This window comes from Candidatus Omnitrophota bacterium, from assembly GCA_041648975.1.
Lineage (GTDB): Bacteria > Omnitrophota > Gorgyraeia > 2-01-FULL-45-10 > 2-01-FULL-45-10 > JAQUSE01.
Genome location: JBAZNZ010000003.1, coordinates 1 through 25,063 on the forward strand (window position 1 = coordinate 1; position 25,063 = coordinate 25,063).

The window sequence follows — 25,063 nt, forward strand, 5'->3', positions numbered from 1 at the left end:
GGCGGCCATAATAAGCCGGCCATCAACCAGGACATAGACCTGGTCTTCGATATGTCTAAGATCCATTTTTTTGACAAAGATACGGACAAAACGATCATCTAGACGCTACAGGATGACTCCTCTCTCTAAAAAAGCCGGCTCCGGAATTCTGTCCATAGCACTCTTCATATCCCTGGCATATCTGCTGTCAAGGCTCGCCTCGAACGTAATGCCCGGCGCGCCTCTTAATGTAAATCTCGCCGCTTCCGCAATATCCGCGTTTAATATCGCCATACTATTGTCCTGGCTGGCTTTCGGGATCGCCGGAGGCGCCGTGATGACAGCCCTTTCCTTTATAGCGGTCCTGTGGCTGATGCTGCGGGAAGGCGCTCACTGGTATTCCGTCTATATGCTGACGTTCCTCGCGACCACCTATCTCGGCTATATATGTTCCAGCAAGGGTTTGAATGCCGCCGCATCGCATAAGCTGAAATTGGAAAAACTGGGCGAAGACGTCAACATATTATCTCATGAAACGGCCGAGCGCCGGGACGGTATAAAGGCGCTTGAAGACAGGCTTGAGAGGTACTCTACCCTTGAAAGCGTCGTCGAAAGCCTTAGCACCCTCCTGTCTCTCGACGATATAACCAAAAATATGATCGAAAAGGCTAAGAAGATAATAAACCCCGGCGGCAGGGCCCTTTTATTCCTGGTCGATACAGAAAAACAGGCGCTGAAGCTGGTGGCTTCCGACGGCAGCCTGCCCATACTGACGAAAACGGGCGATACGTTTGATATGTGGGTATTGAGGAGCAGGAAGTCCCTATTGATAGAGGATATAACGAAAGATTTCAGGTTCTCCGCTGATAACGTCGAACGGGCGAAAGGCGTATTCCGCTCTCTCATAGCTGTGCCGCTCATAAGCGAGGACAAGGTCATAGGCCTTTTCAGGATGGACGCCGGGCGCGACCGCGTTTTTAAACAGGATGACCTTCGCCTCCTGGATATAATAGCCAATTTAGGCGCGGTCGTCATACAGAATGCGCTCCTTTACGCTAAGACCCAGGAGTACGCCATAAAAGACGGGCTGACAGGGCTCGCCATCCGCCGTTATTTCCTTGAACGGTTCCAGGAGGAGATGAAGCGGTCGGCCATCAGGAAAGGGAAGCTCTCCATACTGATGCTCGACATAGACTATTTTAAGGACTACAACGATAAGTACGGCCATGCGGCCGGCGACCTTGTCCTGAAACACCTTGCGAAAGTCATAGGGTCTCTGGCGCGGGAGGGCGATATAGTGGCAAGGTACGGCGGAGAGGAGATAGTCGTTCTTCTTTGCGGAAGGAGCAGGAAAGAGGCCGCGACGGAAGCCGAAAATCTCAGGAAGCTGATAAGAAAAGAGCCTCTCACGCTGCGGCGGCATGCGACGAACATAACCGTTTCTATAGGCCTCTCCAGTTATCCGGAGGACGGCATGTCACAGCAGGAGCTTATCGGAAAAGCGGATGAACGCCTTTATAAAGCGAAGGCCGGAGGGAGGGACCGCGTTTGCTCGTCTTGATCAGTATACTGCTCATGTGTCTTGCGCCTCTTAGCTACCTGTGCTCGGACAGGGTTTCGCTTATCCTGGCCGCGTCGTTGTGGCTCTTTCTCTATCCTGTATCCGTATTTCTATTTAAGGCGGACGGCTTAAGCGCGTTCCTTGTTATCCTTGTCTTCAATTGTATGCAGGCATGCGCCCTGTTCTATAAAAAAATAATTGAGGATGACGCTCAGGGGTTGCGCGCGGAATACGCAAATGAAGAAGCCGTGAAAAAAGACCTTCTGGAGAAACTTGACAAACTGGTCGCCCTGGAAGCCTCGATAAAGGATAAGGAGCAGGCCACAGTAAGCTTTTATGAGATAACCAAGAAGATGTCGGAAAAACTTAAATTCAGTGACATATTCGGCGTATTCAGCGCTTACCTGAAAGAGAACTTCCAGTTCAGGCGGTGCGAGCTCCTTATACTTGACCGGGACGCTCCGGCCGCGCGCCTGTATAAGAGATTCAGCGCGCGCCGCGACGGCCGGGAGAACGATTCCGGCGAGGGGTTTGATTACCAGAAGATCATAGAATTCTTTGTAGATAAGCCGGTAGAGATATTCCTGTCGAGGCCGGACGATGAAGAGGTCTTCGCAGCGATAGGAATAAAAGACCCGGAGATAGAGAGCTTTACGGCCTTTCCGCTGTTGTTCGGGAAGAATCCGGTGGCCATATTGACGGTCGAGAATATGCCCAGGTCGGATCTGGCCAGGTTCTTCATACTAGCGACGCAATTTACTCTTGAAATAAAGAAGGTCTTCCTTTATGAGACGGTTGAAAAACTGGCCATGACGGATTCCCTTACGGGTCTCTATGTCCGGCAATATTTTTACGAGAGGGCGACCGAGGAGATGCAGAGATCCGGCAGGTATAAATTCAAATTTGCCTTTATTATGGCCGATATAGATGATTTCAAGCATACCAACGATACTTACGGCCATCTGGTCGGGGACGTCATATTGAAGGAGCTGGGAGACCTGATAAAAGGGAGCGTCAGGGAGATAGACCTGGCCTGCAGGTACGGCGGCGAAGAGTTTGCGCTCGTCCTTCCGGAGACAGGCATAGAAGGGGCGAGGCTTGTGGCCGAGAGGATACGGAAAAAAGTCGCCGAGAAGGTATTCAGGGCGTATGACGAAAAATTGAACATAACGATAAGCATCGGTATAGCGGCTTATCCCGATGATTCCGTCGAGGTGGACGATCTGATAGAAAAAGCCGACGCGGCGCTCTATAGGGCGAAAAGAGCCGGCAAAAATGTTGTATATGAATATAAAAAAGAGTATAATAGTGAGAATTAAATTTTTTCGCCCTATCGGGAAAATTCCCCTCTCGGCGTTGTGCTTCGCGGGGACGCGAAATTTTCCCAGCGTGAAAATTTCGCTCGGAAAATCGCTCGCTCTTTTTGCGCATAGAATAATTATGGCAAAAAACCGTGCCCGCTCGCGATTTTCGACGCCCCGCTTAAGCACGAACGCCTCGGGGGAATCTTCTATGGCTGGGCGAAGAAAATTTACCATGGAAGCAGGTTAAAAGGACAATTCTAACCAGGTTAGAGTCTAAAAGGATTGGCAGAGTGTTCCTAAAAAATAACAATGTGCCGGTTATAGATCATGGTTCACTATCAGCGCGCACTGTTCTGATCGTTGCGCTCTTTTGCCTTTCCCTCGCTATCCAGGCCCCGGATGTATCCGCAGCCGCCTCCAATAAGAACGAATACGATTACAGGGCGATCAGGATCAAAGAGGACCGTGTCCGCGCAGGCAGGATCTACTATGACGCAAAGATGTATGATAAGGCCGTTGAACTGTGGGAAAAGGCGCTGGAGATCGACCCGAATGATAAAAATGTGACAAACCTCCTGAACTCCGCAAAGAAACGATTAGAGACAAAATCAAAGGCCGCCGTTACAAAAGAAGAGGGAGCGCGGCTTAAAGAGCTTGAGGCTAAAAAGATAGAAGACGCCGGGCTTGAACAGGAGAGGCAGCGCCGGGAAGAGCTTGTCCGGAAAGAGGAGGAGCGCAAAGCGAAGCTTGAGCAAGTCCGCCTTGCCGAGGAGAAAAAGCCCCAGGAAGAGCCCTCCGCGCGTGAAGCGCCTCAAGCCGAGAAACCCGAAGAGTTGAAGGCTGAAGAGCCGAAACCCGAGGAGCCGAAGGCCGCTGTAGAAGAAGAGGGCGAGCCGCCGGTCCGCACAGAAGAGCCGGCTCCGGAAGCCGTCATAGAAGAGGATAAGCTTCCGCCCTCCGAACCTGAGCCTGCCGTAACCCCTCCGGTATCCGCAGGGCCGGAATTTGGGGCTAAAGAACCCATCGTCGTCAACGGAGATAGAGTCGAGTACTTCCAGGAAAAACAGGAAGTCGTCGGGACCGGCAATATCTCAATAACATATAAAGACGTAGTTCTCACTTGCGACCGGATAACGGTCCATCTCGATACGAGGGAAGGCGAAGCTTCCGGTAACGTTAAGGTAACCCAAAAAGACGCCTACATGACAGGCGACAGGATATCGTATAATTTCGATACGAGAAAAGGGTCTATCGTCGACGGGTATGTCGACGCCAAGCCGTTCTACGGCAGGGCCCAACAAGTCGATAAGCTCGCCAACAAGGAACAGGTCAATATGGAGAGGGGCTATTTCACGACCTGTAACCTCGATAAACCCCACTATCGCGTCCAGTCCCGGGAAGTGAAGATATATCTGGACGATAAGGTCGTGGCCAAACACATATTGTTATTCGCCGGCAATATACCCGTCCTTTACATGCCTTACTATGTGCAGCCGTTGAATCAGGGGAAGACCCATGTTACGGTCATACCCGGAGAGAGCAAGGAGTGGGGATACTACGCGCTCACTTCGATCAGATATTACCTCGACGATCTCAACCGCGGCGACATCCTTCTGGATTACAGGTCGAAGAAGGGGTTGGGGATGGGTATAAATCACTACTACGATACCAAAAGAGTAGGCAATGGCGCCGTAAAGTTCTATTATACTTATGAAAATTACCTGGTTTACAGAGATATGGGCGAAAAGAGATCTAAATACCGCGTCCAGTTAAGGCATCGTTGGGATATAGAAGAGGATACGGCCGCTTTAGTCGAATTCAATAAATTGAGTGACAGGAATTTCATAAAAGATTACTTCTATAATGAATACGAGGAGCTCGGGGACAGGCCGGACAGCTATATATCTGTTATTACCCAGAAGACGGACTTTTCGACGCAGTTTCTTTTGAGGAAGCGTTTTGACGATTTCAACAGCGTCGTCGAACGCCTGCCGGAATACAGCATAGACATACCGAACAACAGGATAATAAAGGATCTCCCCATATATTATCAGGCGAAAGCCAGCGCCGGGTATCTTAATCAGACGTATGATAATACCGGCACAAGTTCGTGGCAGAAAGACATAGGCTCGGTGAGGGTGGATGTGAATAACCAGCTCTCTTACGCGGCGAGATTTTTCAAGGCTTTGAGCGTGACCCCTTACGGCGGCATAGAGAATACATATTATTCCAGGAACAAGTGGGGAACGACGAACCAGGTAAGGACTGTCTTCAACGCCGGCGTGGACAATTCGATAAAATTTTATAAGATATACGACGTTGAGACCAACGTGCTCGGCCTCGATATTAATAAGCTAAGGCATATAATCACTCCGACGGCAAATTACTATTTTACGCACCAGCCGACGATCTCGCCGGATAATCTTATACAATTCGATGAGATCGACGCGCGCGATAAACAGAACGGGATAAGATTTGCCGTTGAGAACAGGCTCCAGACGAAAAGGCTGGAAGGTGACCAGATGAAATCGGTCGACCTGGCAACGCTGATAATCAGCACCGATTATGCGTTCAGGCTGAAAAAACACAGCCTGGCGACCTATTACGAGAAATTCAAGACCGTAGACCTCGAGCTCGAACTTATCCCTTACAGCTGGGCGTATCTTCTCTCCAAGATGAGCATCAATACCAAAAAGTACGACGTCCAGACCGAGAGCATAGACCTGGTAGTGCATAGAGACGATAAATGGTCCGTCGCTATAGGGCACAGGTATGAGAATGCGGGCACCGGCAGGACTAACCTGGTCACGTTTGACGGGAATTATAAGATAAATGAAAAGTGGAAGTTCCGCGCTTATGGAAGATACAACGCGGAAAAGGCCTCTTTCGAAGAGCAGGAATACACTATCGATAGGGACCTCCACTGCTGGATAGCCGAACTTACCTATAATATAAAGGATATGGGGGACCAGAGTGTCTGGTTCGTCATGAAGCTGAAGGCTTTCCCGGAATATTCAATTGGCCTGAAACGCACATATTCCAGGCCCCGATTTGGTTCGACAGGTGCTCAATAACGGACCTGAACCCGCCTAAATTTAACTTGTTACCAATAATTATATTATGATATAATTTTAACCATATCTATATATTAGACAGGAAGGGGTCAATATGAGATTAGGGATAATCGGTTCCGGGTATGTGGGGCTTGTTACCGGCGCATGCTTGGCCGATCTTGGCAATACGGTAATATGCATGGATAGTGATGAATCCAAGATTAAGCGCTTGCGCAAAGGCGATATCCCTATATATGAACCAGGTTTGGAGGAGATGATCAGGCGGAACAATAAAGAAGGCAGGCTCTCTTTTACGGCGGATCTGAAAGAGACCGTTAAAAAGTCCGATATCATCTTTATCTGCGTGGGCACTCCCCCCAGAGATAATGGTGAGGCGGATCTGAGCTTTGTCGAGAACGTTGCCAGGGATATAGCTTTTTCAATGCCTTCGTACAGGCTTATTGTTGAAAAATCTACCGTGCCGGTCAATACGGGCGAATGGATCGGTCATATAGTGGATGTAGCGAATAAAAAGAATGTGAAATTTGACGTCGCTTCAAACCCGGAATTCTTAAGGGAAGGCTCCGCCATAAATGATTTCATGCATCCGGACAGGATAGTCATTGGGGCCGCCTCGAAGAAGGCCCGCGAAATGCTCTTAGAGCTCTACAAACCTCTCAACGCGCAGATCGTCCTGACGGACATAAAGAGCGCCGAACTGATTAAACACGCCTCAAACTCTTTTCTTGCCGCAAAGATATCTTTTATCAATTCAATAGCCAATATATGCGATAAGGTCGGCGCCGATATATCCGAGGTCGCCAAAGGGATGGGCATGGACAAGAGGATCGGCGAGAAGTTCCTGACAGCCGGGATCGGGTTCGGAGGATTCTGTTTCCCGAAAGACCTGTCCGCCTTCATAAGGATATCGGAAAAGCTCGGGTATGATTTCGGGATATTGAAACAGGTCCAAGTGGTGAATGACCACCAGAAGAAGGTCCTGATGGAGAAGATAGAGGACGCTTTATGGAACCTTGCCGGCAAGACGGTGGGCATATTAGGGCTCTCTTTCAAGCCGGATACCGACGATATAAGGTATGCGCCTTCCCTCGATATAATCGCCTCGCTTCTTAAGGAGAAGGCCCGTGTAAAGGCGTACGATCCTGTTGCCATGGCCAGGATGAAAAAGGTGTTCGGCAAAGACGTGAAATTCTGCAAGGACGCCTATTCTACGGCGGAGGGCAGCGACTGCCTTGTAGTCGTGACCGAATGGAATGAATTCAAGGAACTGGATTTCAATAAGATAAAGAGATTGATGAGGCAGCCGATAATCGTTGACGGAAGGAATATCTACAACCCCGCCGAGATCAAGAAGATGGGGTTTAAATATACAGGGATCGGGCGTAGATAAACGTAGATTAAATAAGGTTGCGTAATGTTACGTAAGGTTAGTGAAGGTTACGTAATGTTATAAAAGTGCAGTAACCTTACGTAACCTTAATTAACTTTCTCTAACATTACGTAACATATTTTGAGGGTTTGGCATTATGATACACGGCGTAAAAGTCAAAAGACTGAAGGTTATCCCCGACGACCGCGGGCGTCTCATGGAGATATTGAGATCCGACGACGGGGCATTTACGAAATTTGGCCAGGTCTATATGACTACAGCCTTCCCCGGGGTCGTCAAGGCATGGCATTACCATAAGAAGCAGGACGACAACTTCACCTGCGTCCAGGGAAAGATGAGGCTCGCCCTTTATGACGCCAGAAAGAAGTCGCCCACCTACAAAGAGGTGAACGAATTTATCATAAGCCTGGATGAGCCGATGCTAGTCACCATACCGAAACTTATTTATCACGGATTCAAATGCGTAAGCGATACGGAGGCTTTTGTCATCAATACCGTTACGAGGGCATATGACCGGGAGAAGCCTGATGAATTCAGACTCGATCCTTATGATAACGATATACCGTATGACTGGAGGAGATAACGTATGGGACTGAAAGGCGTGATACTGGCAGGCGGCCTGGGAAAGCGTTTATATCCTCTGACTAAGATAACGAACAAGCACCTATTGCCTATATACAGCAAACCGATGATATATTACCCTATCCGGACGCTGGTCGCCGCGGGCATAAAAGATATATTGATAGTCACCGGAGGCCAGCACGCCGGTGAATTCTTGAGACTGCTCGGCAACGGCGAGGAATTCGGGCTTAAAGCTATCAATTACACTTACCAGGAAGGCGAAGGCGGCATAGCGGACGCATTGAGGCTCGCCCGCCATTTTGCCGATAACGACAGGATAGTCGTGATGCTCGGCGACAATATAATAGAAAAGGATATAAAGAGGCCTGTGACCGAATTCATGAAGCAGCCGAGAGGCGCGAGGATACTGCTCAAGAAAGTCGAAGACCCCGAAAGGTTCGGCGTAGCGGAGATGAAAGGGCAGAAGATCGTCTCGATAGAGGAGAAGCCCAGGAGGCCTAAATCCGATTACGCCGTAACAGGGATCTATATGTATGACAACAGGGTATTCGATATCATAAAGACTCTAAAGCCATCAGGCAGGGGCGAGCTTGAGATAACCGACGTGAATAATGCATATCTCAAAAAGGGAGAGCTCGCGTACAGCGTACTCGAGGGATGGTGGACCGATTCAGGCACGTTCGATTCGCTCTTAAGGGCGAATAACCTGGTTGCGGGATAATCCTATGAGAAGACTGCTGATCACAGGCGGCGCGGGATTCATCGGCTCCAATTTCATCCGCTATATCCTCGATAAATACAAAGACTATCATATCATCAACCTCGATAAACTCACCTATTGCGGTAATCCGGCAAACCTTAAAGGCATAGCGAAACATAAGAATTATGAATTCGTAAAAGGCGATATAGCCAATCCCAAACTTATGGAGAGGTTGGTTAAGAATTGTGATGTTATCGTGAACTTCGCCGCAGAGACCCATGTCGACAGGTCGATAGACGACGCCGCCGCTTTTATCAAGACCAATGTCTTCGGAACGTACACTCTTCTTGAGGCGGCTAAGAAATTCAAGACAGAGTTATTCATCCAGATCTCCACCGACGAGGTGTACGGCAGTATAGCAAAAGGCTCGTTCAGAGAAGAAGACGCTATGAAGCCTAACAGTCCTTATTCTGCGACCAAGGCGTCCGGGGATCTCCTCGCCAGGTCGTATTATACGACATTCGGCGTGCCGGTAATAGTGACGCGCAGCTCCAACAACTTCGGTCCGTACCAGTATCCTGAAAAGGTCATACCGCTTTTCATTACCAATGCGCTGGAGGACAAAAAAGTCCCTCTTTACGCGGACGGCATGAATGTAAGGGACTGGCTATTTGTAGAGGATAACTGTGAAGGCATCGATATCGTCATGCATAAGGGCCATCCTGGCCAGGCCTATAATATCGGAGCGGGAGCCGAGATCACTAACCTGGAACTCACGCATATTATCCTGGATATCCTCTGCAAGGACAGGAGCCTCATCAAATTTGTAAAGGACAGGCCCGGGCACGATAAGAGGTATTCTCTAGACATAACGAAGATGAAAGACCTCGGTTGGTATCCCAGGCATGATTTCAGGTCCGCTCTTGAATTGGCCGTGGGATGGTATAAGAAGAATGTCAGCTGGTGGAAGCGATTGGTTAAATGCAGAAAAAACATCAAATACTGATAACCGGCTCAAGCGGGATGCTCGGGATCGATCTTTCACAGGAATTGGGCGGGGGCTGTGAGGTGGTGGGAGCGGATATAGTCCACAGTCCACAGTCCATAGTCCATAGTTTTAAGGAATGCGACATAACGGACGAAAAGGTTGTTCTCGATGTTGTTACGGAAGTAAGGCCTGATATTGTCATCCATACTGCCGCAATGACGGATGTAGACGAATGTGAAACCAATAAAGATAAAGCTTATAAAATAAATTCCGAGGGGACTTGGAATGTGGCGCTCGGATGTAAAAAGATTAACGCATCGCTCATTTACATAAGCACCGATTTTGTGTTTGATGGGAAGAAGAAGGAGCCTTACAAAGAGTCGGATAAAGTCAGCCCATTGAGTGTTTACGGTGATTCGAAGCTTAAAGGCGAAGAGGCCGTGAAAAAGGCTATAAAGAGGTATTTTATCGTCCGAACGAGCTGGCTTTACGGAGGGCATGGCAAGAATTTTGTGGATACCATTCTCTTGAAAGCGAAAGCCGGGCAAACGTTGAAAGTGGTCGATGACCAGTCCGGATCGCCTACATATACGAAAGACCTGGCTAAGGCGCTGCATGCGCTGTTGGACAAGATGTTCACTGGTAGCGGATTAGAAATTGCGGATTATGGAACATATCACGTGTCAAATTCCGGCAGCGTCTCCTGGTGCGATTACGCGAAAGAGATAATAAGGTCAGCCGGTTTGAAGATAAAAGTGGCGCCGATCTCTTCGGAAGAATTAGACAGGCCGGCGAAAAGGCCGGCTATGTCTGTGCTGGATAATTCAAAGTTCAGGGTGTTTACGGATTACCGGATGCGTGGATGGAAGGAAGCGTTAAGGGACTATATGACTGCAAATGTTACGTAAGGGTAGAGAAGGTTAATTAAGGTTACGTAAGGTTGATTTTTGTAACTTTACGTAACCTTCACTAACTTTCGTAACATTACGTAACCTAAATGGAGATAGAGTATGTTCAAGGGACTTGAGAAGAAGATTCTAAGCAAAAAGGCGAAGATAGGCATAATAGGGCTCGGTTATGTAGGACTGCCGCTTGCCGTCGTCTTCGCTAAAGGCGGATTTGAGACATACGGTATAGATATAGATAAGAAGAGGGTGGACAGGCTGAAGAGGGGCGAGTCGTACATATTGGACGTGCCGGCCTCAGATGTCGCAAAGGCCCAGAAGAGCGGCAAGCTGACCGCGACCGCGGACTTCAGTGTCATTAAAAAGCTGGACGCCGTTATAATATGCGTCCCTACTCCGCTCAATAAGACGAAAGAGCCGGACGTCTCATACATAGTGTCGGCCGTCGAGAACATAAAACGCCATATGAAACGCGGCCAGATAGTCGTGCTGGAATCTACGACATATCCGGGCACTACCGAGGAGGTCATGCTGCCTGTCCTGGAGTCGAAAGACTTTAAGGAAGGAAAGGATTTTTATCTGGCGTTCTCGCCGGAAAGGATAGACCCGGGCAACGCCAAATATAAGACCGAGAATACCCCTAAGATAATCGGCGGCATATCCGAAGAATCTACGCGAATAACGAAGATATTGTATGAACAGGTGATAGAGACGATCATCCCTGTGTCGTCCTGCAAAGTTGCGGAGATGGTGAAACTGCTGGAGAACACGTTCAGGATAGTGAACATAGGAATGGTGAACGAGTTGATGCTCATGTGCGATAAGCTGGGAATCGATGTATGGGAGGTAATCGAGGCGGCCAGGACAAAGCCTTACGGTTTTATGCCCTTCTATCCCGGACCCGGCGTCGGCGGCCATTGTATTCCCGTGGATCCGATATATCTATCGTGGAAAGCCAGGGGGCATGGTTTTGAAGCCAGGTTCATAGACCTGGCGTCCCACGTGAATTCACTTATGCCGCATTATGTGATCGAAAAGGTAACAAGCGGGCTTAACGACCATAAAAAGGCGCTTAAAGGATCAAACGTTTTCGTGATGGGAGTTACCTATAAGAAAGACATAAAGGACCTTCGAGAGTCGCCGGCGCTGGAGATCATACATATTTTACAGCAGAAAGGCGCGAACGTTTCATATTACGATCCCTATCTTCCGTATTTGAAGATGGACGATATGGATCTGAAGTGCGTTAAATTCGATAAGCATACGTTTGAGAACGCGGATTGTGTCGTCATAATCACAGACCATTCGAGCGTGGATTACAAATTTATGCTTAAGCACTCGAGGCTCGTGGTAGACACGAGGAACGTATTGAAAAACATGAAAGACAGGACCAAGATAGTGAGGTTATGATGGCGCGTTACCTGGTTACCGGCGGAGCCGGATTCATAGGATCGAATATAGTAGAAGAGCTTGTCAGGCGCAAGGCGAAGGTAAGGGTGCTCGACAGTTTCATCACCGGGAAGATGGAGAATATAAAACCTTTTATGGGCAGGATAGAGCTCGTAAAAGGTGATATACGGGATAAGAGGGCGCTTGGCAAAGCTCTTAAAAGCATAGATTTTGTAATCCATCAGGCGGCTCTTCGCTCAGTCCCTAAATCGGTTGACGATCCGTTCACGACTAATGACATAAACGTATTCGGCACGCTCAACCTGCTCATGGCCGCGAAGAAGGCGAAGGTGAAGAGGGTCGTCTACGCTTCCTCAAGCTCGGTTTATGGGGACGCTAAGACTTTTCCACAGAGAGAGTCGGACCTTACGTCGCCGATCTCTCCTTACGGCGTATCGAAACTGGCGGCTGAGAACTACTGCATCACTTTTGCTAAGACGTTCGGGCTGGAGACCGTATCGCTCAGGTATTTTAACGTATTCGGCCCACGCCAGAATCCGGAGTCGAAGTATTCAGCCGTCATACCGATGTTCATATTCCAGATGATGAAAGGGAAGCCTCCGGTAGTCGAGTGGGACGGCAAGCAGGCCAGGGACTTTACGTATGTGGCAAATGTAGTCGAAGCGAATTTAAGGGCCTGCGTTACGCCCGGTATATCCGGAGAGGTATTTAATGTGGCATGCGGTACGAGCATTTCAGTTAACGAGATTGTGAATGAGCTGAATGAGATCCTCGGCACGGATATTAAAGCTATCCGCGCGCCCAAGAGAAGGGGAGATGTCCGGACTACATATGCGGACATATCTAAGATGAAGAGCTTGCTGCGGCCGAAAAAGATAGTGCCTTTCAGCGAAGGCCTGCGTCTTACCATCGACTGGTTTCTGAGGTCGAAAAGGACAGGGTAACTATGTCACATATCCTTAAAAGATCTCTGGTTGTATTTTCCTTCCTGCTGGTGGTCTTGCTGGGATTTTTTTCGTCATCCCCGTATTTCAAGTCGCGCCTGGGCGGGGCGGTGAAACAGGTCGAAGAGATGGCGTACGATTACCATTTTAAGAAATTAGAGATATATCCGTCGGCTAGACTTTTTTTTATTCTTCCCGAAGGAGCGTACTCTACGTTTTACAGGACCAGGTTCACGGACGGCATGGCATACCAGGTATTGTCGAACGTCTTCATAAACTCGTTCTTCCAACCTCTATTCCTGTGTATTTTTACCCCGCAGGTAGTCCTGCATTACCTGCTCCTGCCGTTTTTCTTATACGGCTCGATAAGGTATTTCAAGAAGGTCCCGCTCCTGATAATATTTTTTATCGTGTCTATGTTTGGTTTGTGTGTAAAGAATGCGGTGGTAGAAACCCTGGTGAGGCACAGGATGGTATGCGACTTAATATACATATCGATCGGTATAGCTGGTTTGACAGACTCGATTACAAGAAAGTTATTCTGATAGCTTTCCTGCTGCGGGTCATATTCGCTTCCGTATATGATATAGGCGTATCTGTTACGGGCAGGGATATCCTTCTGCCGGACGGCAGGTTCTATTCGGCGATGGGCCGGTATATACAGATTTTGTTGAACGGCAACAGCGCGTTCCGGATCACCGATGCCATGGCGCCGCAGGACACACATAGCCGGGAACTTCTTGCCGCAACGATAGCAAGGACCAAGGGAGGCCTTCCTGTCGTGGATAACGAGACAGGAGCTTTTCTTTATGTCGTAGGCGCCATATATTTCCTGTTCGGGTATTTCCCGATCTTTGTGAGGATTTTTAATATCATCCTCAGCATCTCCTGCGTCTTTTTCATCTTCAGGATAGCGGCCAGGCATTTCGGCGAAACGCCGGCGAAGATATTTCTTATTATAGGGCTGTTCCTGCCCACGCAATTAGTTTATTCTATTACGCTTTCCAAGGACTTCACCAGGATGTTCCTTGTCTGTTTTGTTCTATGGATCATTTACGGAGGTGTGAGATGGAAAAGAGTATAAAGAGGCTCATAATATTCCTTCTTGTATATCTTGTGCTTTTCTGGATAGGATTCAGGTCGGGCGAGATATATAACCGGATGAAGAACAAGGTCGCGATCGAAAGGGTAATAATACCGCAGTCCCCCAGATATTACTACATCGTAGAAAATAGTACGGGAAACTGGGGCAGTACCGTTACGTTTTCAAGAGTCGGTGAGGACGATACCATACTGCAGTTTTTCTTCAATGAAAAGCTCAGGCCTCTTCTCAAACTGCGCGACCTGAAAATATATAAAAATGACGGTGAAAGGATATATTAAATGAAAAGAGCAAAAAGCGTTCTTATCACCGGAGGGGCAGGTTTTATAGGATCGCATCTTTGTGAACGTTACATACGCAAAGGGTGTAGAGTCATATGCATGGACAACCTGATAACCGGCGGCATGGAGAACATCTCCCACCTTCTGCGTGATAAAAACTGCAGATTTATAAAACATAACGTTACCAAATATATCGATGTGAAGGGCCCGGTCGATTATATACTGCATTTTGCGTCTCCCGCGAGCCCGGTCGATTACATAAAATATCCGATACAAACGCTGAAAGTCGGCTCTCTGGGTACGCATAATGCGCTCGGTCTTGCCAAAGCAAAAGGAGCCAAATTCCTTTTGGCGTCCACAAGCGAGATATATGGGGACCCTATGGTAAATCCTCAGCCCGAGACTTACTGGGGGCACGTGAACACCATCGGCCCGAGAGGCGTCTATGACGAGGCTAAGAGATTCGCGGAGGCTATAACTATGGCCTATCACAGGATACATAGAGTCGATACCAAGATAGTTCGTATATTTAATACATTCGGCGAAAGGATGAGGAAAGAAGACGGAAGGGTTATACCGAATTTCATAACACAGGCTATTAATAATAAGCCTATCACTGTATACGGCGCAGGTTTGCAGACCAGGAGCTTCTGCTATATTTCAGACCTGACAGAGGGTATTTGCAAACTCATGGTGTCGTCTATGCATGACCCTGTTAATATAGGAAATCCCCGTGAAATGACTCTCTTGGAACTTGCGCGTATAGTTATAAAGATTACCGGAAGCAAAAGCAGGATGGTATTCAGAACATTACCCGTCGACGATCCGAAGGTCAGGTGCCCGGATATAAGGAAGGCCCGCCGGCTATTGAGATGGCAGCCGAAGGTAAGCATCGAAGAGGGCCTTGGCAGGACCATTGAGTTCTTTAAGTCGAAGACATGCTAAGACATGTATGAAAAAAATTCTTCTCATAAATCCTCCGTATTTTTACCAGATATTTTCCGGATCCATGGTCAGGGCGATGGTGAGCCCCGGCATAATGCCTCTGGGGTTGGCCTGTGTCGCAGCTTCTCTCAGGGAAATCTCCTTCAGGGTTGAGATACTGGACCTTAATCTCGTTAAAGACCCCGAAGCAACCTTGAGATCCAAGATCAATTCATTTAAACCGGATATTGCGGGTGTTACTTTCACAACACCTTTGTCCGGTATAGCGAAAATTTTGGCCGGAATAATAAAAGACGCGGACCCGGGTATAATAACGGTCTGCGGCGGGCCCCACGTATCGATACTGCCGGAAGAGACGCTGAAAGATTCGAAGTTTGACGTAGCCGTCTTGAGAGAAGGGGATCTTTCGTTGAAAGAGATAGCCCTGGATGTTCCATTAAGCCGGATAGACGGAGTAGCCTATAAGGCGCAGGGCGGTATAATGGTAAATCAACCGAAATCATATATAGAAAACCTTGATAAGCTTCCCTATGCCGGCGTGGACCTGTTCGATTCCGGTAAGTATACCTATCCAAGGGTTACCGCAAGGAGAAATCCCGTGGCCTCTCTCGAGACGAGCAGGGGATGTTTTTCGAGATGCTCCTACTGTAATAAATCCATTTTCGGACACAAGTTTCGGGCGAAGAGCGCGGGAAGGGTCGTCGATGAGGCTGAATTCATCCTGAAATCCGGATACAGGGAAATACACATTATAGACGACGGTTTTACGACCGACATGGAAAGGGCTTTTGCGATATGCAGCGAAGTGAAGAAGCGAGGCCTTAACTTCCCATGGTATGTACGCGGCGGCGTAAGGGTAGACAGGGTATCGAGGGATCTTCTGCGCGAGATGAAGAGCGCCGGATGTTACAGGGTGCCTTACGGGATAGAATCCGGCGATCAGTCTGTTCTTGATAATATAAGGAAAGGGATAACGCTTCAGCAGGTTGACAATGCCGTAAAATGGGCGAAAGAAGCGGGGATGATAGTAGACGGTTATTTTATGATAGGCCTCCCGGGAGAGACGGTCGCATCGGTGGAAAAGTCGATTGCCTTTGCCCGCAGCCTGGACCTGGATTACGCCAAATTCTCCATAACCGTTCCTCTCCCCGGGACGGAAATGTTTGAAAAACTGAAGAGGGACGGAAGGCTCCTGACCGAGGATTGGACCAAGTATAATTTCGCGCAGTCCCCGAGGTGCATATATAAGCATGAGAATATCAGCTGGAGCGACCTTGAGATGTACTATAACCGCGCTCATAATAACTTCTATTTCAGGCCGGGTTATATACTAAGGCGCTTTATCGCCGGTGTGAAGAACGGCGAACTTCTCGCGTATATTAAAGCATTCTTCGATTTCGCGGGTAGTATTGTCGTAAACTTTAGGAGGACGCATGGATAGATCCTTGAGCGTGATAGTTCCGGTGTTTAATGAAGAGGGCGGTATAAAGGCCGTTTTGGATTCCCTCATTTCGGAACTTGGGAATATAAAAATCCCGTATGAGATAATAGTTGTGGACGACGGTTCGGCGGACTCTACGGCCGAGATACTGAAGAGCTACAAAGACAGGGTCGGGATCATACGTCATCCGGAGAACATGGGTTACGGGCGGTCCATTAAGGACGGCATTCTCAAGGCGAAATATCCGTATATAGCAATGCTTGACGGCGACGGTTCCTATCCCGTCGGAAGCATAGGCGATCTCTTCCGTAATATGGGCGAATATGACATGGTGGTGGGAGCGAGGACGGGAGATAATTATAAAGGCGCGCTCTTGAAGTATCCGGCCAGGCTCGTTTTTTTATGGCTGAGCGAATTCGCGTGCGGCAGGCGCATCCCGGACGTCAATTCCGGGTTCAGGATCTTTAAGAAAGAGGTTGTGATGAAATACTTTAATACGTTATGCCTGGGGTTTTCGTTCACCACGACCATCACTCTGGCCATGTCGCTGGGAGGGTATTTCATAAAATATATGCCGATCGAATACCACAAACGCAAGGGCGCTTCGAAGGTAAGGTATTTCAGAGATACCTTAAGGTCGCTCCAGATAATAGTGGAGACGATACTCTATTATAACCCTATAAAGATATTCATACTTTTATGCGGTTTCCTGTGGGCCGTTATGGTCATAGCAGTCGTTGCGTGCGCGTTTTTGGGACTGGATTTTCTCACACTCCTGGCAATAGAATCATTCCTTGCGTCGTTTATAGTATTTGGTCTCGGCCTGATAGCGGATCTTATGAGAAAGATTGATCTTAAGAATTCCGATACCGAATAAAATATAAGAGAGAGATATGTCCTGGAAAAGAGCCCTGCCTATTTTCCTCATTGGCTATATCGCGGCTAATTTAGTTTATGCTTCGCAAAAGACGGTTCTTGTAGATCCCGATGGCGCGTCGCGCGGAATGTTTGCGGTAATGGCCAAAGAGATCACACAGGATATCGCCTCGTCGAGATCTTTCTCCGCAGCCCGGATACTGCGGATAGTCAAAAAATATAATGCGCATTACCAGGTAGGCCCCGAACCGCTTTTTGTATGGACGCCGCTCCAATTATCCTACCTGTACCCATTAAGCTTTATTCCTCTTGATCACGAATTTGTCTTTGCCCTCACGAATCTTGCTTTTCTCATACTCCTGGCTGTATTCATATATAAATTGGCTTATCTGACATTCGAGAATGAGGGATACGCGTTAATATCAAGCATATTATTTTTACTGCATCCCATTGTTTTCGATACCGCCATATCCTTGAGGCGGGGAATGGGGGAGACGGCTTTTCTTACAGCCGCAAGCTACTGTTTTGTCGTGTTTTTGAAGACCCGCAGCATAAGAGCGTTCCTCGATTCACTTATCATAGCGCTTATCGGCTTCTTTTACAGAGAAACAATGCTTCTTCCCGTCGTTGCCATTTGTGCGCTCGGAGTTTTCGTTATATCCCGCAATATACCATGGCCCGAGTATGCTAAAGGCTTTCTACGCTACCGCGGCAGGTTATCGGTGATCGCGGTATTATGCCTTATTCTTTTTTTATACCTGTCCTCTGAGATATATATGACTAAAAAAGGCGTAGGAACCCTTTTAACGAAGGGAAAAGAATATAACAGCCAGCGCGTGAAGAATGTGGCCGTTAAAGGTCTCGTTACCATGGACGATTATTTTAAAGTGGAGTCTGTATACGCGCCGCTTAGATTTGACAGGAACCTGTTTGAAAAGATGGAGCAGACGCAACCGGAGTTTTACTCAAAGATTCGGCTCATAGAATCACGGTTTGGCATCCCGCACTATAAAAAATCATTTTTTATCGCAAGCACCATCTTTTATCAATGGTATCTTCTGCCTTTTTTCATTATAGGGATCATCGCGGCCCGCAAAGCCGCTAAGATACGATATGCGTCCGGCTTTATCCTGTTCTCCGCGCTCCTTTACTTCGCGGCGCTCTCGCTGACAGGCACTATACCCGATTTCAGCCTTCCTATGATACCCGCTGTCATGATATTTTGTACTTTAGGGATATTCGAAGTCGCCGGTAACCTGAATAAGTATTTAAAGGCCGCTTTATTTTGCGGGCTTTTTTTCATAATTACAATAAGCGGTTTATATGCGTTGCAAAATATCCAACTTCACCAAAGGATGCATGTAAGGTCTTCGCTGGTCATAAGCGACATATTAAAAGATAACAGCGGAGGCGCTCCTTTTACATTAATGGTGGACAGCTATGTCGCTCCGGAATACGGCCTTCGCGCTGTTCAAATGGATAAAGCAGGCGTGATGTATCTATTACCGGTTTCCGCTTTCACATTGAAGAAAGATAGATTGGCGGATTGCATGAAAAGGAAAGGGCTTAATCGGAGGTCGGGCTTTCTGGGCGATATATCCTGCCCTGGAATAGAATATATCGCGGCATTTTCCGAAAAACAATATGACTATTACAATTCGATAATATCGCCGGCAAAGATGCCTTTCAATATAGATATGGTAATAAGCGAGCCTAGCGCCGCCACGAAAACATATATATATAAGAGGAATGATGATTACGACATTATTTAAATCGTTTAATATAAAATAAACACTCCCGCTTTATAATGCATCGCAATATCCCTATCTAATTGATAACAAACAAGTTATATAAATAGCTAATGGTCAGTACATTCTATTTTGATATTGACATATTACTGATAAAATGCTATTATTCCCATTGTAATCTGACACTAATATCGCAAAAAAAAGGAGATCGAGCGTGAAGACACCGTTATTGGACTTAAGGGCTCAATACAAACAGATAAAGTCAGACGTAGACAAAGCCATCCGTAAGGTTATCGACAACCAGAATTTTGTATTGGGCGAGGATGTAAAGAAGCTTGAAGTCGAAATTGCGTCATATTGCAACGTAAGATACGCTGTCGGGGTGGCTTCAGGCACGGACGCCCTGATATTATCGCTTAAGGCCCTCGGGATAAGGGAAGGAGATGAAGTCATCACGTCTCCTTTTACTTTTTTTGCGACTGCGGAGGCGGTCTCGATCGTCGGCGCGAAGCCGGTATTCGTTGATATCGATCCAAAGACTTTTAATATAGACCCGTCCCTCATCGAAAAGAAGATCAACAGAAATACAAAAGCGATAATACCGGTCCATTTATACGGCCAGTGCGCGGATATGGACCCAATAGTAACAGTGGCTAAGAAAAATGGGCTTAAGATAATAGAGGACTGCGCCCAGGCCGTAGGGGCCAAGTATAACGGCATAAAGGCCGGCTCGATGGGAGACGCGGGAGCTTTAAGCTTTTTCCCGAGCAAGAATCTCGGGGCCTTCGGTGACGGAGGAATGGTGATCACTAACGATGAAAAGATCGCCGAAAAGATAAAGATGCTGCGCGTCCATGGCAGCGCAGCCAGATACATCCATTCCGAAATAGGAATGAATTCCAGGCTGGATAATCTTCAGGCTGCAGTCCTAAGAGTAAAACTTAAACGTCTCGATAAATGGCTCGATATGCGGCGGCAGAAAGCTCGTTACTACAACGAACGCCTTAAGGGTTTACCTCTGACTACGCCCCATGTTCCCTCGTATAATATACATACCTACCATCTATATGTCCTGAGGGTCAAGTCCGACCTTCAAAGACTTATGACCTTTCTGACGGATTCAGGCATTGAGACCAGGACCTACTATCCAGTACCTCTTCATCTGCAGGAATGCTATAAGCACCTCGGGTATAAGGAAGGCGATCTTGTCCATGCCGAGTCGGCCGCGCGGCAGACATTCTCTATTGCCGTCTATCCTGAGATGAAGAGACAGGCAGCGGATCATGTGATAAATAAGATCAAGGCGTTTTTTGGAAAGTAGCCGATATGTGCGGAATAGTTGGAGCCTTCAATCTAAATAACCGGCCTGTTGACCATGCCAGCATTGAAAAGATGGGCAGGGTCCTTTCTCACAGGGGGCCCGACGACGAAGGCTCGTTTTTTGACGGCAATATAGGCCTGGCACACCGTAGGCTTTCTATCATCGACCTATCCAGCGATGGCCATCAGCCTATGCATAATGAAGATAACACCTTGTGCATAGTACATAACGGCGAGATCTACAACTATCTGGAGCTCATGGCCGAGCTCAAATCCCTCGGGCATCTATTCAGGTCCCATTCGGATACGGAAGTCATAATCCACGCATATGAAGAATGGGGAGCCGGTTGTCCGGGCAAATTCAACGGGATGTGGTCGTTTGCCATATGGGACAGGGGCTGTAAGACTCTTTTCTGCAGCCGCGATAGGTTCGGGGTAAAGCCGTTCTATTATTTTATGGATAAGGACAAATTCGTCTTTGCTTCGGAGATCAAGGCCGTCCTGGAGTATGACGGTGTCCCTAAAGCCCCCGACAATGACGCCATATACCGGTATCTCGCCAAAGGCTACGGATATATGGATACCGACGAAAATACCTTCTTCTCACGCATTAAACAGCTTAAGAGCGGTCATTGCCTGTCGGTATCAGCGGACAATTTTGAATGCAGGAGATACTGGAATATAGATTTTGAAAATAAAGACCACGCCATAGATTTTGGACGCGCTAAAGAAAAATTTTCATTTCTGCTGGATGATTCGGTGAAATTAAGGCTGAGAAGCGATGTCCCTGTTGGCATATCCCTGAGCGGCGGGATAGATTCGTCGTCGCTTGCTGTAGTAATGTCCGGGATGCTGGATAAGAAGATAGAGAGCTTCTCGGCATGCTTTGATATGGAAGGATTTGACGAGCGCTCCTATATCAACGAAACGCTAAAGGATAAGAAGATAGTTCCAAACTTTGTCTTTCCTGAAGCGAAATCGCTTATGAGTGAATTCGAGAAGATGGTATGGCATCAGGACGAACCGTACAGCGGGGCCAGCGTTTATTCGCAGTGGCGGGTTATGGAAGAGGCTCATAAAAAAGGGATAAAGGTGCTCTTGACCGGCCAGGGAGGGGACGAGACCCTGGGAGGTTACTACAAATATTATCCTTATTACCTGGCTGACCTGTTCGCGTCGTTCAGATGGCCGTATTTTTCCATGGAGCTGAAGACCCTAAGCTCGGTTGCCGGCTATTCACTATCGAGCGCTTTTTTCTCAACGATGAAAGTGATGGGTTCCAAGTGGTGCCCCGCATGGATCAAGGAAGGTATAAACGGGGGTTTTGATCGCCGTCCGTTATTCCTCGACAGGGATTTCCCGGGCGCAGATCCGGTCAATAAGAAAGACCGCAGACGGGCCGGTTTCGGATCCTTCACAGACACGGAATTGTATAATTCTCTGGTAGTGTCGCCGCTCCCGTCACTCCTGCACATAGACGACAGGAACAGCATGGCCCATTCGGTAGAATCACGCACGCCGTTCCTGGATTACAGGCTTGTAGAATTTCTCTTTTCGCTGCCGTACGACATGAAGATATCCAATGGCTATACGAAATACATATTGCGCGAGACGTTAAAGGGCCGCTTGCCGGAGAGCATAAGGACTCGGCGCGACAAGATGGGTTTCGTCACGCCTACCGGCGTCTGGTTCAGGCGCGAGCTTAAAGACGATATATTGGAGATATTCAATTCCTCCGATTTCAAAAAGAGAGGAATATTCGATAAGAAAGGCGTGGACGAAGCGCTCTACGCGCATTTTTCCGGAAAGAGGGACTTGTCATTTACTATATGGAGTTGGATTAACCTGGAGCTTTGGTTCAGGCGATTTTTTAACTAAAGGCAGGACATGAATAGCATGAAAGACGTTCTAAATGTATTCCGCGCAAATTATTCTTTCCGTCAAAAGATGAACTATCTGAAATACCGTTTTTCCGCGAAAGAGGAGACCCTGGGCTACGAACCGATAGTGATTTCTGTCGTAGCTACGGGACGCTGCACCCTTTCCTGCGACATGTGCCCTACGCACTCGAAGAAAATGCCTAAAGACTACCCGCATATTCAGAGTCCTTCGAAAGATATTTCATTCGAGGATTTTAAGCGAGCGGTGGACGCGCTCCCCAGGGCTTTACATGTCCATATAATAGGCTCCGGCGAGCCGCTTTTGAACAGGGACTTTTTCAGGATAGCCGAATATGCGGCCGTTAAAAAGCGCATGAAGGTAAAGACATTCTCAAACGGCACTACGATAGAGAAGAACATCGATAACATTATCAACTCGCCGCTTGACGGTATTACCATAAGCCTCAACGGCCATTCTCCAGAGGAATTCAGCCGAATGACGGGATGCCCCAAAGAGACATATTCCAGGATATATGACGCTACGGCCAGGCTAATAAAGGCGCGCGATAGTTCAGGCTCGAAGGTCAAGGTCAAGCTCTCATTCATAATAGACAGGGTAAATTATGTGAATATGCCGTTGATGATAGAAACAGGCGAGCGCCTCGGCGCGGATTCGATATTTTTCTGTAACTTTCTTCCGGCCCCTTACAAGGGGTTTACTGCGGACGAGCGCATGATATTTACCTATGATTTGAGAGAAATCGATTTTATGAGGGGCGTCTATTCGCGGCTGGATCCGGTCATGAAAAAAAAGATCAGTCTTCCCGACGCGATCGATCCTGGCAGGACCAAGAACGGCTGTAATACATATTTTACGCAGATACGCATTGACGGTGAAGGAAGGGCGTCGAGCTGCTCTATAATGCTCTTGAATATGAAAGGTAGCGGCCGCGTATGGGATTACGGCGTGTGGAACAACGCGTTCTTCAGAAATATGCGGAAGACCTTCCTCTCGGACAGCGCCGGGCTGCTCCCCGAGCCATGCCGCGTATGCCCTGAAAATAAAGGCGTTATTTTAAGGTAAAAATATTTATGAGAATACTTTTTATAGATCCATTGGGCGATGAGGAATCGACCGGCCTGAATATAGGGATAGCGTATTGCGCGGTGAGCCTGATTGAGAGAGGCCATACGGTCAGCATCCTGGATATGGTGAATCTGCGGCAGCATGACCCGTTCGAACGCATAGAGGCGGCTGTGAAAAGCCTGGATCCCCATATTGTAGGGATCTCGATAACTAACATGAGTTTTAACAACTCCAGGTCCTGTATAAAAGATATGAAGCGTTATTTTAAAGGCAAGATATTGCTGGGGGGGCCTGAGATAACGGTGCTGGGCTCCAGGTCGCTGGAGATGATGCCGGAGGCGGATATGGCGGTTATCGGCGAGGGAGAGAGAACTCTTCCTGAGCTGTTAAGCGCTCTCGAAGGAGAAAAGGACCTGTCGTCCGTCCAAGGGCTGGTTTGGCGCAGTCTCGGCAGGATAACGGCCAATCCTCCGCGCCCTTTTATCATGGATCTGGATTCAGTTTCTTTCCCGCAGTATGCCGCCTTCGGCGTAGATGCCATGGACGTTTATCCTATTATAACAAGCCGCGGCTGCCCCTATGGGTGCATATTCTGTTTTTCGCATCTTGGCAAGAAATGGAGGCCCAGGACCCCGGAGAACATCTTAAAAGAGATAAAAACGGCTAAAGAAGTTTATCGCGCAAAAATGTTCCATGTAACCGACGCCTCATTTAACGTAGACATAAACCGGGTGGAGAGGTTCTGCGACCTGCTGATAGAAAATAAGATCGACATGCCCTGGGTTATACAGGGGTTCAGGGCGGACAGGGTAACTGAAAAAATGGTAAAGCGGCTTCATGACGCGCGCTGCAGGCGCATATGGGTGGGTATAGAGACGCTCGAGCAGGATGTATTCAAAAATATCAATAAAGGGGAAACGATAGACCAGATAAAAAATAGCATTGCGCTGATGAAGAAGTACGATATGGAGATCTTTGGATACATGTTGATGGGTTTACCGGGAGATACATTCAAGAAAACTTTATGGTCATTTGAAAATGCCCGAAAGCTCGATCTGGATGTCCTGGCATACTCGTCATGCGTCCCTTTTACCGGGACAGCCATGGAGAAATGGGTGAAGGCGAATGCTGTCAGCCTGGAGGATTCGTATAACATATCCTCGATAGGAACGCGGTATGACCGTATCGCGTTCGAGACGAACGAATTCTCCGCGAAGGAGAGGGTGCGTGCGCGGATGATCTTAAATGTAAAGAGCGGCAGCTATAATGAGCCGGGCCTGCATCCCGTTATTTTCAAGATAAAAAAATGGATATTGATATTGAGATACGATCTTGCCAATATATCGAAGCGCCTGAAGCAGTCGATCGTATACAGACATCGGTATAAAAAGAGCGTTGATAATATCAATCTTAAGAGGGGGATTTATTTCTCGCGGCTGCCCGACGGGACGTGGGGAGCGAAAAAAGGCGGATGCGAGCGGAAGGCGCAGGGTAAAAGAATATTTCTGGACCTTAAGCGCCTTGTCGCGCATGAAGTGGACTAGAG

Annotated in this window: 21 protein-coding genes; all 21 read left to right on the forward strand. The window is 47.9% G+C overall.

The window, feature by feature from the left end; all coding sequences use genetic code 11:
- The first annotated feature begins 112 nt into the window (after positions 1-112).
- Positions 113-1,540 (forward strand): sensor domain-containing diguanylate cyclase, encoded by a 1,428-nt coding sequence (locus WC592_01145; protein MFA4981060.1) that lies wholly within the window; start codon positions 113-115, stop codon positions 1,538-1,540.
- Positions 1,528-2,859 (forward strand): GGDEF domain-containing protein, encoded by a 1,332-nt coding sequence (locus tag WC592_01150; GenBank protein ID MFA4981061.1) that lies wholly within the window; start codon positions 1,528-1,530, stop codon positions 2,857-2,859. Before WC592_01145 ends, WC592_01150 begins: the two co-directional genes overlap by 13 nt.
- Positions 2,860-3,134: 275 nt before the next feature.
- Positions 3,135-5,918 carry a tetratricopeptide repeat protein gene (locus WC592_01155; GenBank protein ID MFA4981062.1) on the forward strand — a complete coding sequence of 928 codons (2,784 nt, stop codon included), beginning with the start codon at positions 3,135-3,137 and terminating at the stop codon, positions 5,916-5,918.
- A 94-nt stretch (positions 5,919-6,012) separates the two neighbouring features.
- Positions 6,013-7,308, forward strand: coding sequence for a UDP-glucose/GDP-mannose dehydrogenase family protein (locus WC592_01160; GenBank protein ID MFA4981063.1), 1,296 nt, complete (start codon positions 6,013-6,015; stop codon positions 7,306-7,308).
- A 136-nt stretch (positions 7,309-7,444) separates the two neighbouring features.
- Positions 7,445-7,891 carry a dTDP-4-dehydrorhamnose 3,5-epimerase family protein gene (locus tag WC592_01165; protein MFA4981064.1) on the forward strand — a complete coding sequence of 149 codons (447 nt, stop codon included), beginning with the start codon at positions 7,445-7,447 and terminating at the stop codon, positions 7,889-7,891.
- A gap of 9 nt (positions 7,892-7,900) precedes the next feature.
- Complete coding sequence (locus WC592_01170) at positions 7,901-8,611, forward strand: sugar phosphate nucleotidyltransferase (protein MFA4981065.1); 711 nt, start codon at positions 7,901-7,903, stop codon at positions 8,609-8,611.
- Positions 8,612-8,615: 4 nt separating this feature from the next.
- Positions 8,616-9,596, forward strand: coding sequence for a dTDP-glucose 4,6-dehydratase (gene rfbB / locus WC592_01175; protein MFA4981066.1), 981 nt, complete (start codon positions 8,616-8,618; stop codon positions 9,594-9,596).
- Positions 9,572-10,486, forward strand: a complete 915-nt coding sequence (rfbD, locus tag WC592_01180; protein MFA4981067.1) for a dTDP-4-dehydrorhamnose reductase — start codon at positions 9,572-9,574, stop codon at positions 10,484-10,486. Before rfbB ends, rfbD begins: the two co-directional genes overlap by 25 nt.
- A 102-nt stretch (positions 10,487-10,588) precedes the next feature.
- Positions 10,589-11,893: a nucleotide sugar dehydrogenase gene (locus tag WC592_01185; GenBank protein MFA4981068.1), complete on the forward strand. Its 1,305-nt coding sequence runs from the start codon at positions 10,589-10,591 to the stop codon at positions 11,891-11,893.
- Complete coding sequence (locus tag WC592_01190; GenBank protein MFA4981069.1) at positions 11,890-12,837, forward strand: SDR family oxidoreductase; 948 nt, start codon at positions 11,890-11,892, stop codon at positions 12,835-12,837. Before WC592_01185 ends, WC592_01190 begins: the two co-directional genes overlap by 4 nt.
- Before the next feature lie 2 nt (positions 12,838-12,839).
- On the forward strand, positions 12,840-13,382 hold the full coding sequence (locus tag WC592_01195; protein MFA4981070.1) for a hypothetical protein: 543 nt from the start codon (positions 12,840-12,842) through the stop codon (positions 13,380-13,382).
- Positions 13,313-13,921, forward strand: a complete 609-nt coding sequence (locus WC592_01200; protein ID MFA4981071.1) for a hypothetical protein — start codon at positions 13,313-13,315, stop codon at positions 13,919-13,921. The genes WC592_01195 and WC592_01200 overlap by 70 nt, the downstream gene beginning before the upstream one ends.
- Positions 13,906-14,220 (forward strand): hypothetical protein, encoded by a 315-nt coding sequence (locus tag WC592_01205; protein MFA4981072.1) that lies wholly within the window; start codon positions 13,906-13,908, stop codon positions 14,218-14,220. Before WC592_01200 ends, WC592_01205 begins: the two co-directional genes overlap by 16 nt.
- Positions 14,221-15,165: a UDP-glucuronic acid decarboxylase family protein gene (locus WC592_01210; protein ID MFA4981073.1), complete on the forward strand. Its 945-nt coding sequence runs from the start codon at positions 14,221-14,223 to the stop codon at positions 15,163-15,165.
- A gap of 7 nt (positions 15,166-15,172) precedes the next feature.
- Complete coding sequence (locus WC592_01215) at positions 15,173-16,606, forward strand: radical SAM protein (protein ID MFA4981074.1); 1,434 nt, start codon at positions 15,173-15,175, stop codon at positions 16,604-16,606.
- Positions 16,599-17,483, forward strand: a complete 885-nt coding sequence (locus tag WC592_01220) for a glycosyltransferase family 2 protein (protein MFA4981075.1) — start codon at positions 16,599-16,601, stop codon at positions 17,481-17,483. The genes WC592_01215 and WC592_01220 overlap by 8 nt, the downstream gene beginning before the upstream one ends.
- A gap of 16 nt (positions 17,484-17,499) precedes the next feature.
- Complete coding sequence (locus tag WC592_01225) at positions 17,500-19,254, forward strand: hypothetical protein (protein ID MFA4981076.1); 1,755 nt, start codon at positions 17,500-17,502, stop codon at positions 19,252-19,254.
- A gap of 190 nt (positions 19,255-19,444) precedes the next feature.
- Entirely contained in the window at positions 19,445-20,551 is a 1,107-nt protein-coding gene (locus tag WC592_01230) for a DegT/DnrJ/EryC1/StrS family aminotransferase (GenBank protein ID MFA4981077.1), read from the forward strand.
- 5 nt (positions 20,552-20,556) lie between these two features.
- On the forward strand, positions 20,557-22,428 hold the full coding sequence (gene asnB / locus WC592_01235) for an asparagine synthase (glutamine-hydrolyzing) (GenBank protein MFA4981078.1): 1,872 nt from the start codon (positions 20,557-20,559) through the stop codon (positions 22,426-22,428).
- Between the two features lie 18 nt (positions 22,429-22,446).
- A complete protein-coding gene (locus tag WC592_01240; protein ID MFA4981079.1) occupies positions 22,447-23,514 on the forward strand; it encodes a radical SAM protein in 1,068 nt (355 codons plus the stop codon).
- A gap of 8 nt (positions 23,515-23,522) precedes the next feature.
- On the forward strand, positions 23,523-25,061 hold the full coding sequence (locus WC592_01245; protein ID MFA4981080.1) for a radical SAM protein: 1,539 nt from the start codon (positions 23,523-23,525) through the stop codon (positions 25,059-25,061).
- Positions 25,062-25,063: the final 2 nt, after the last annotated feature.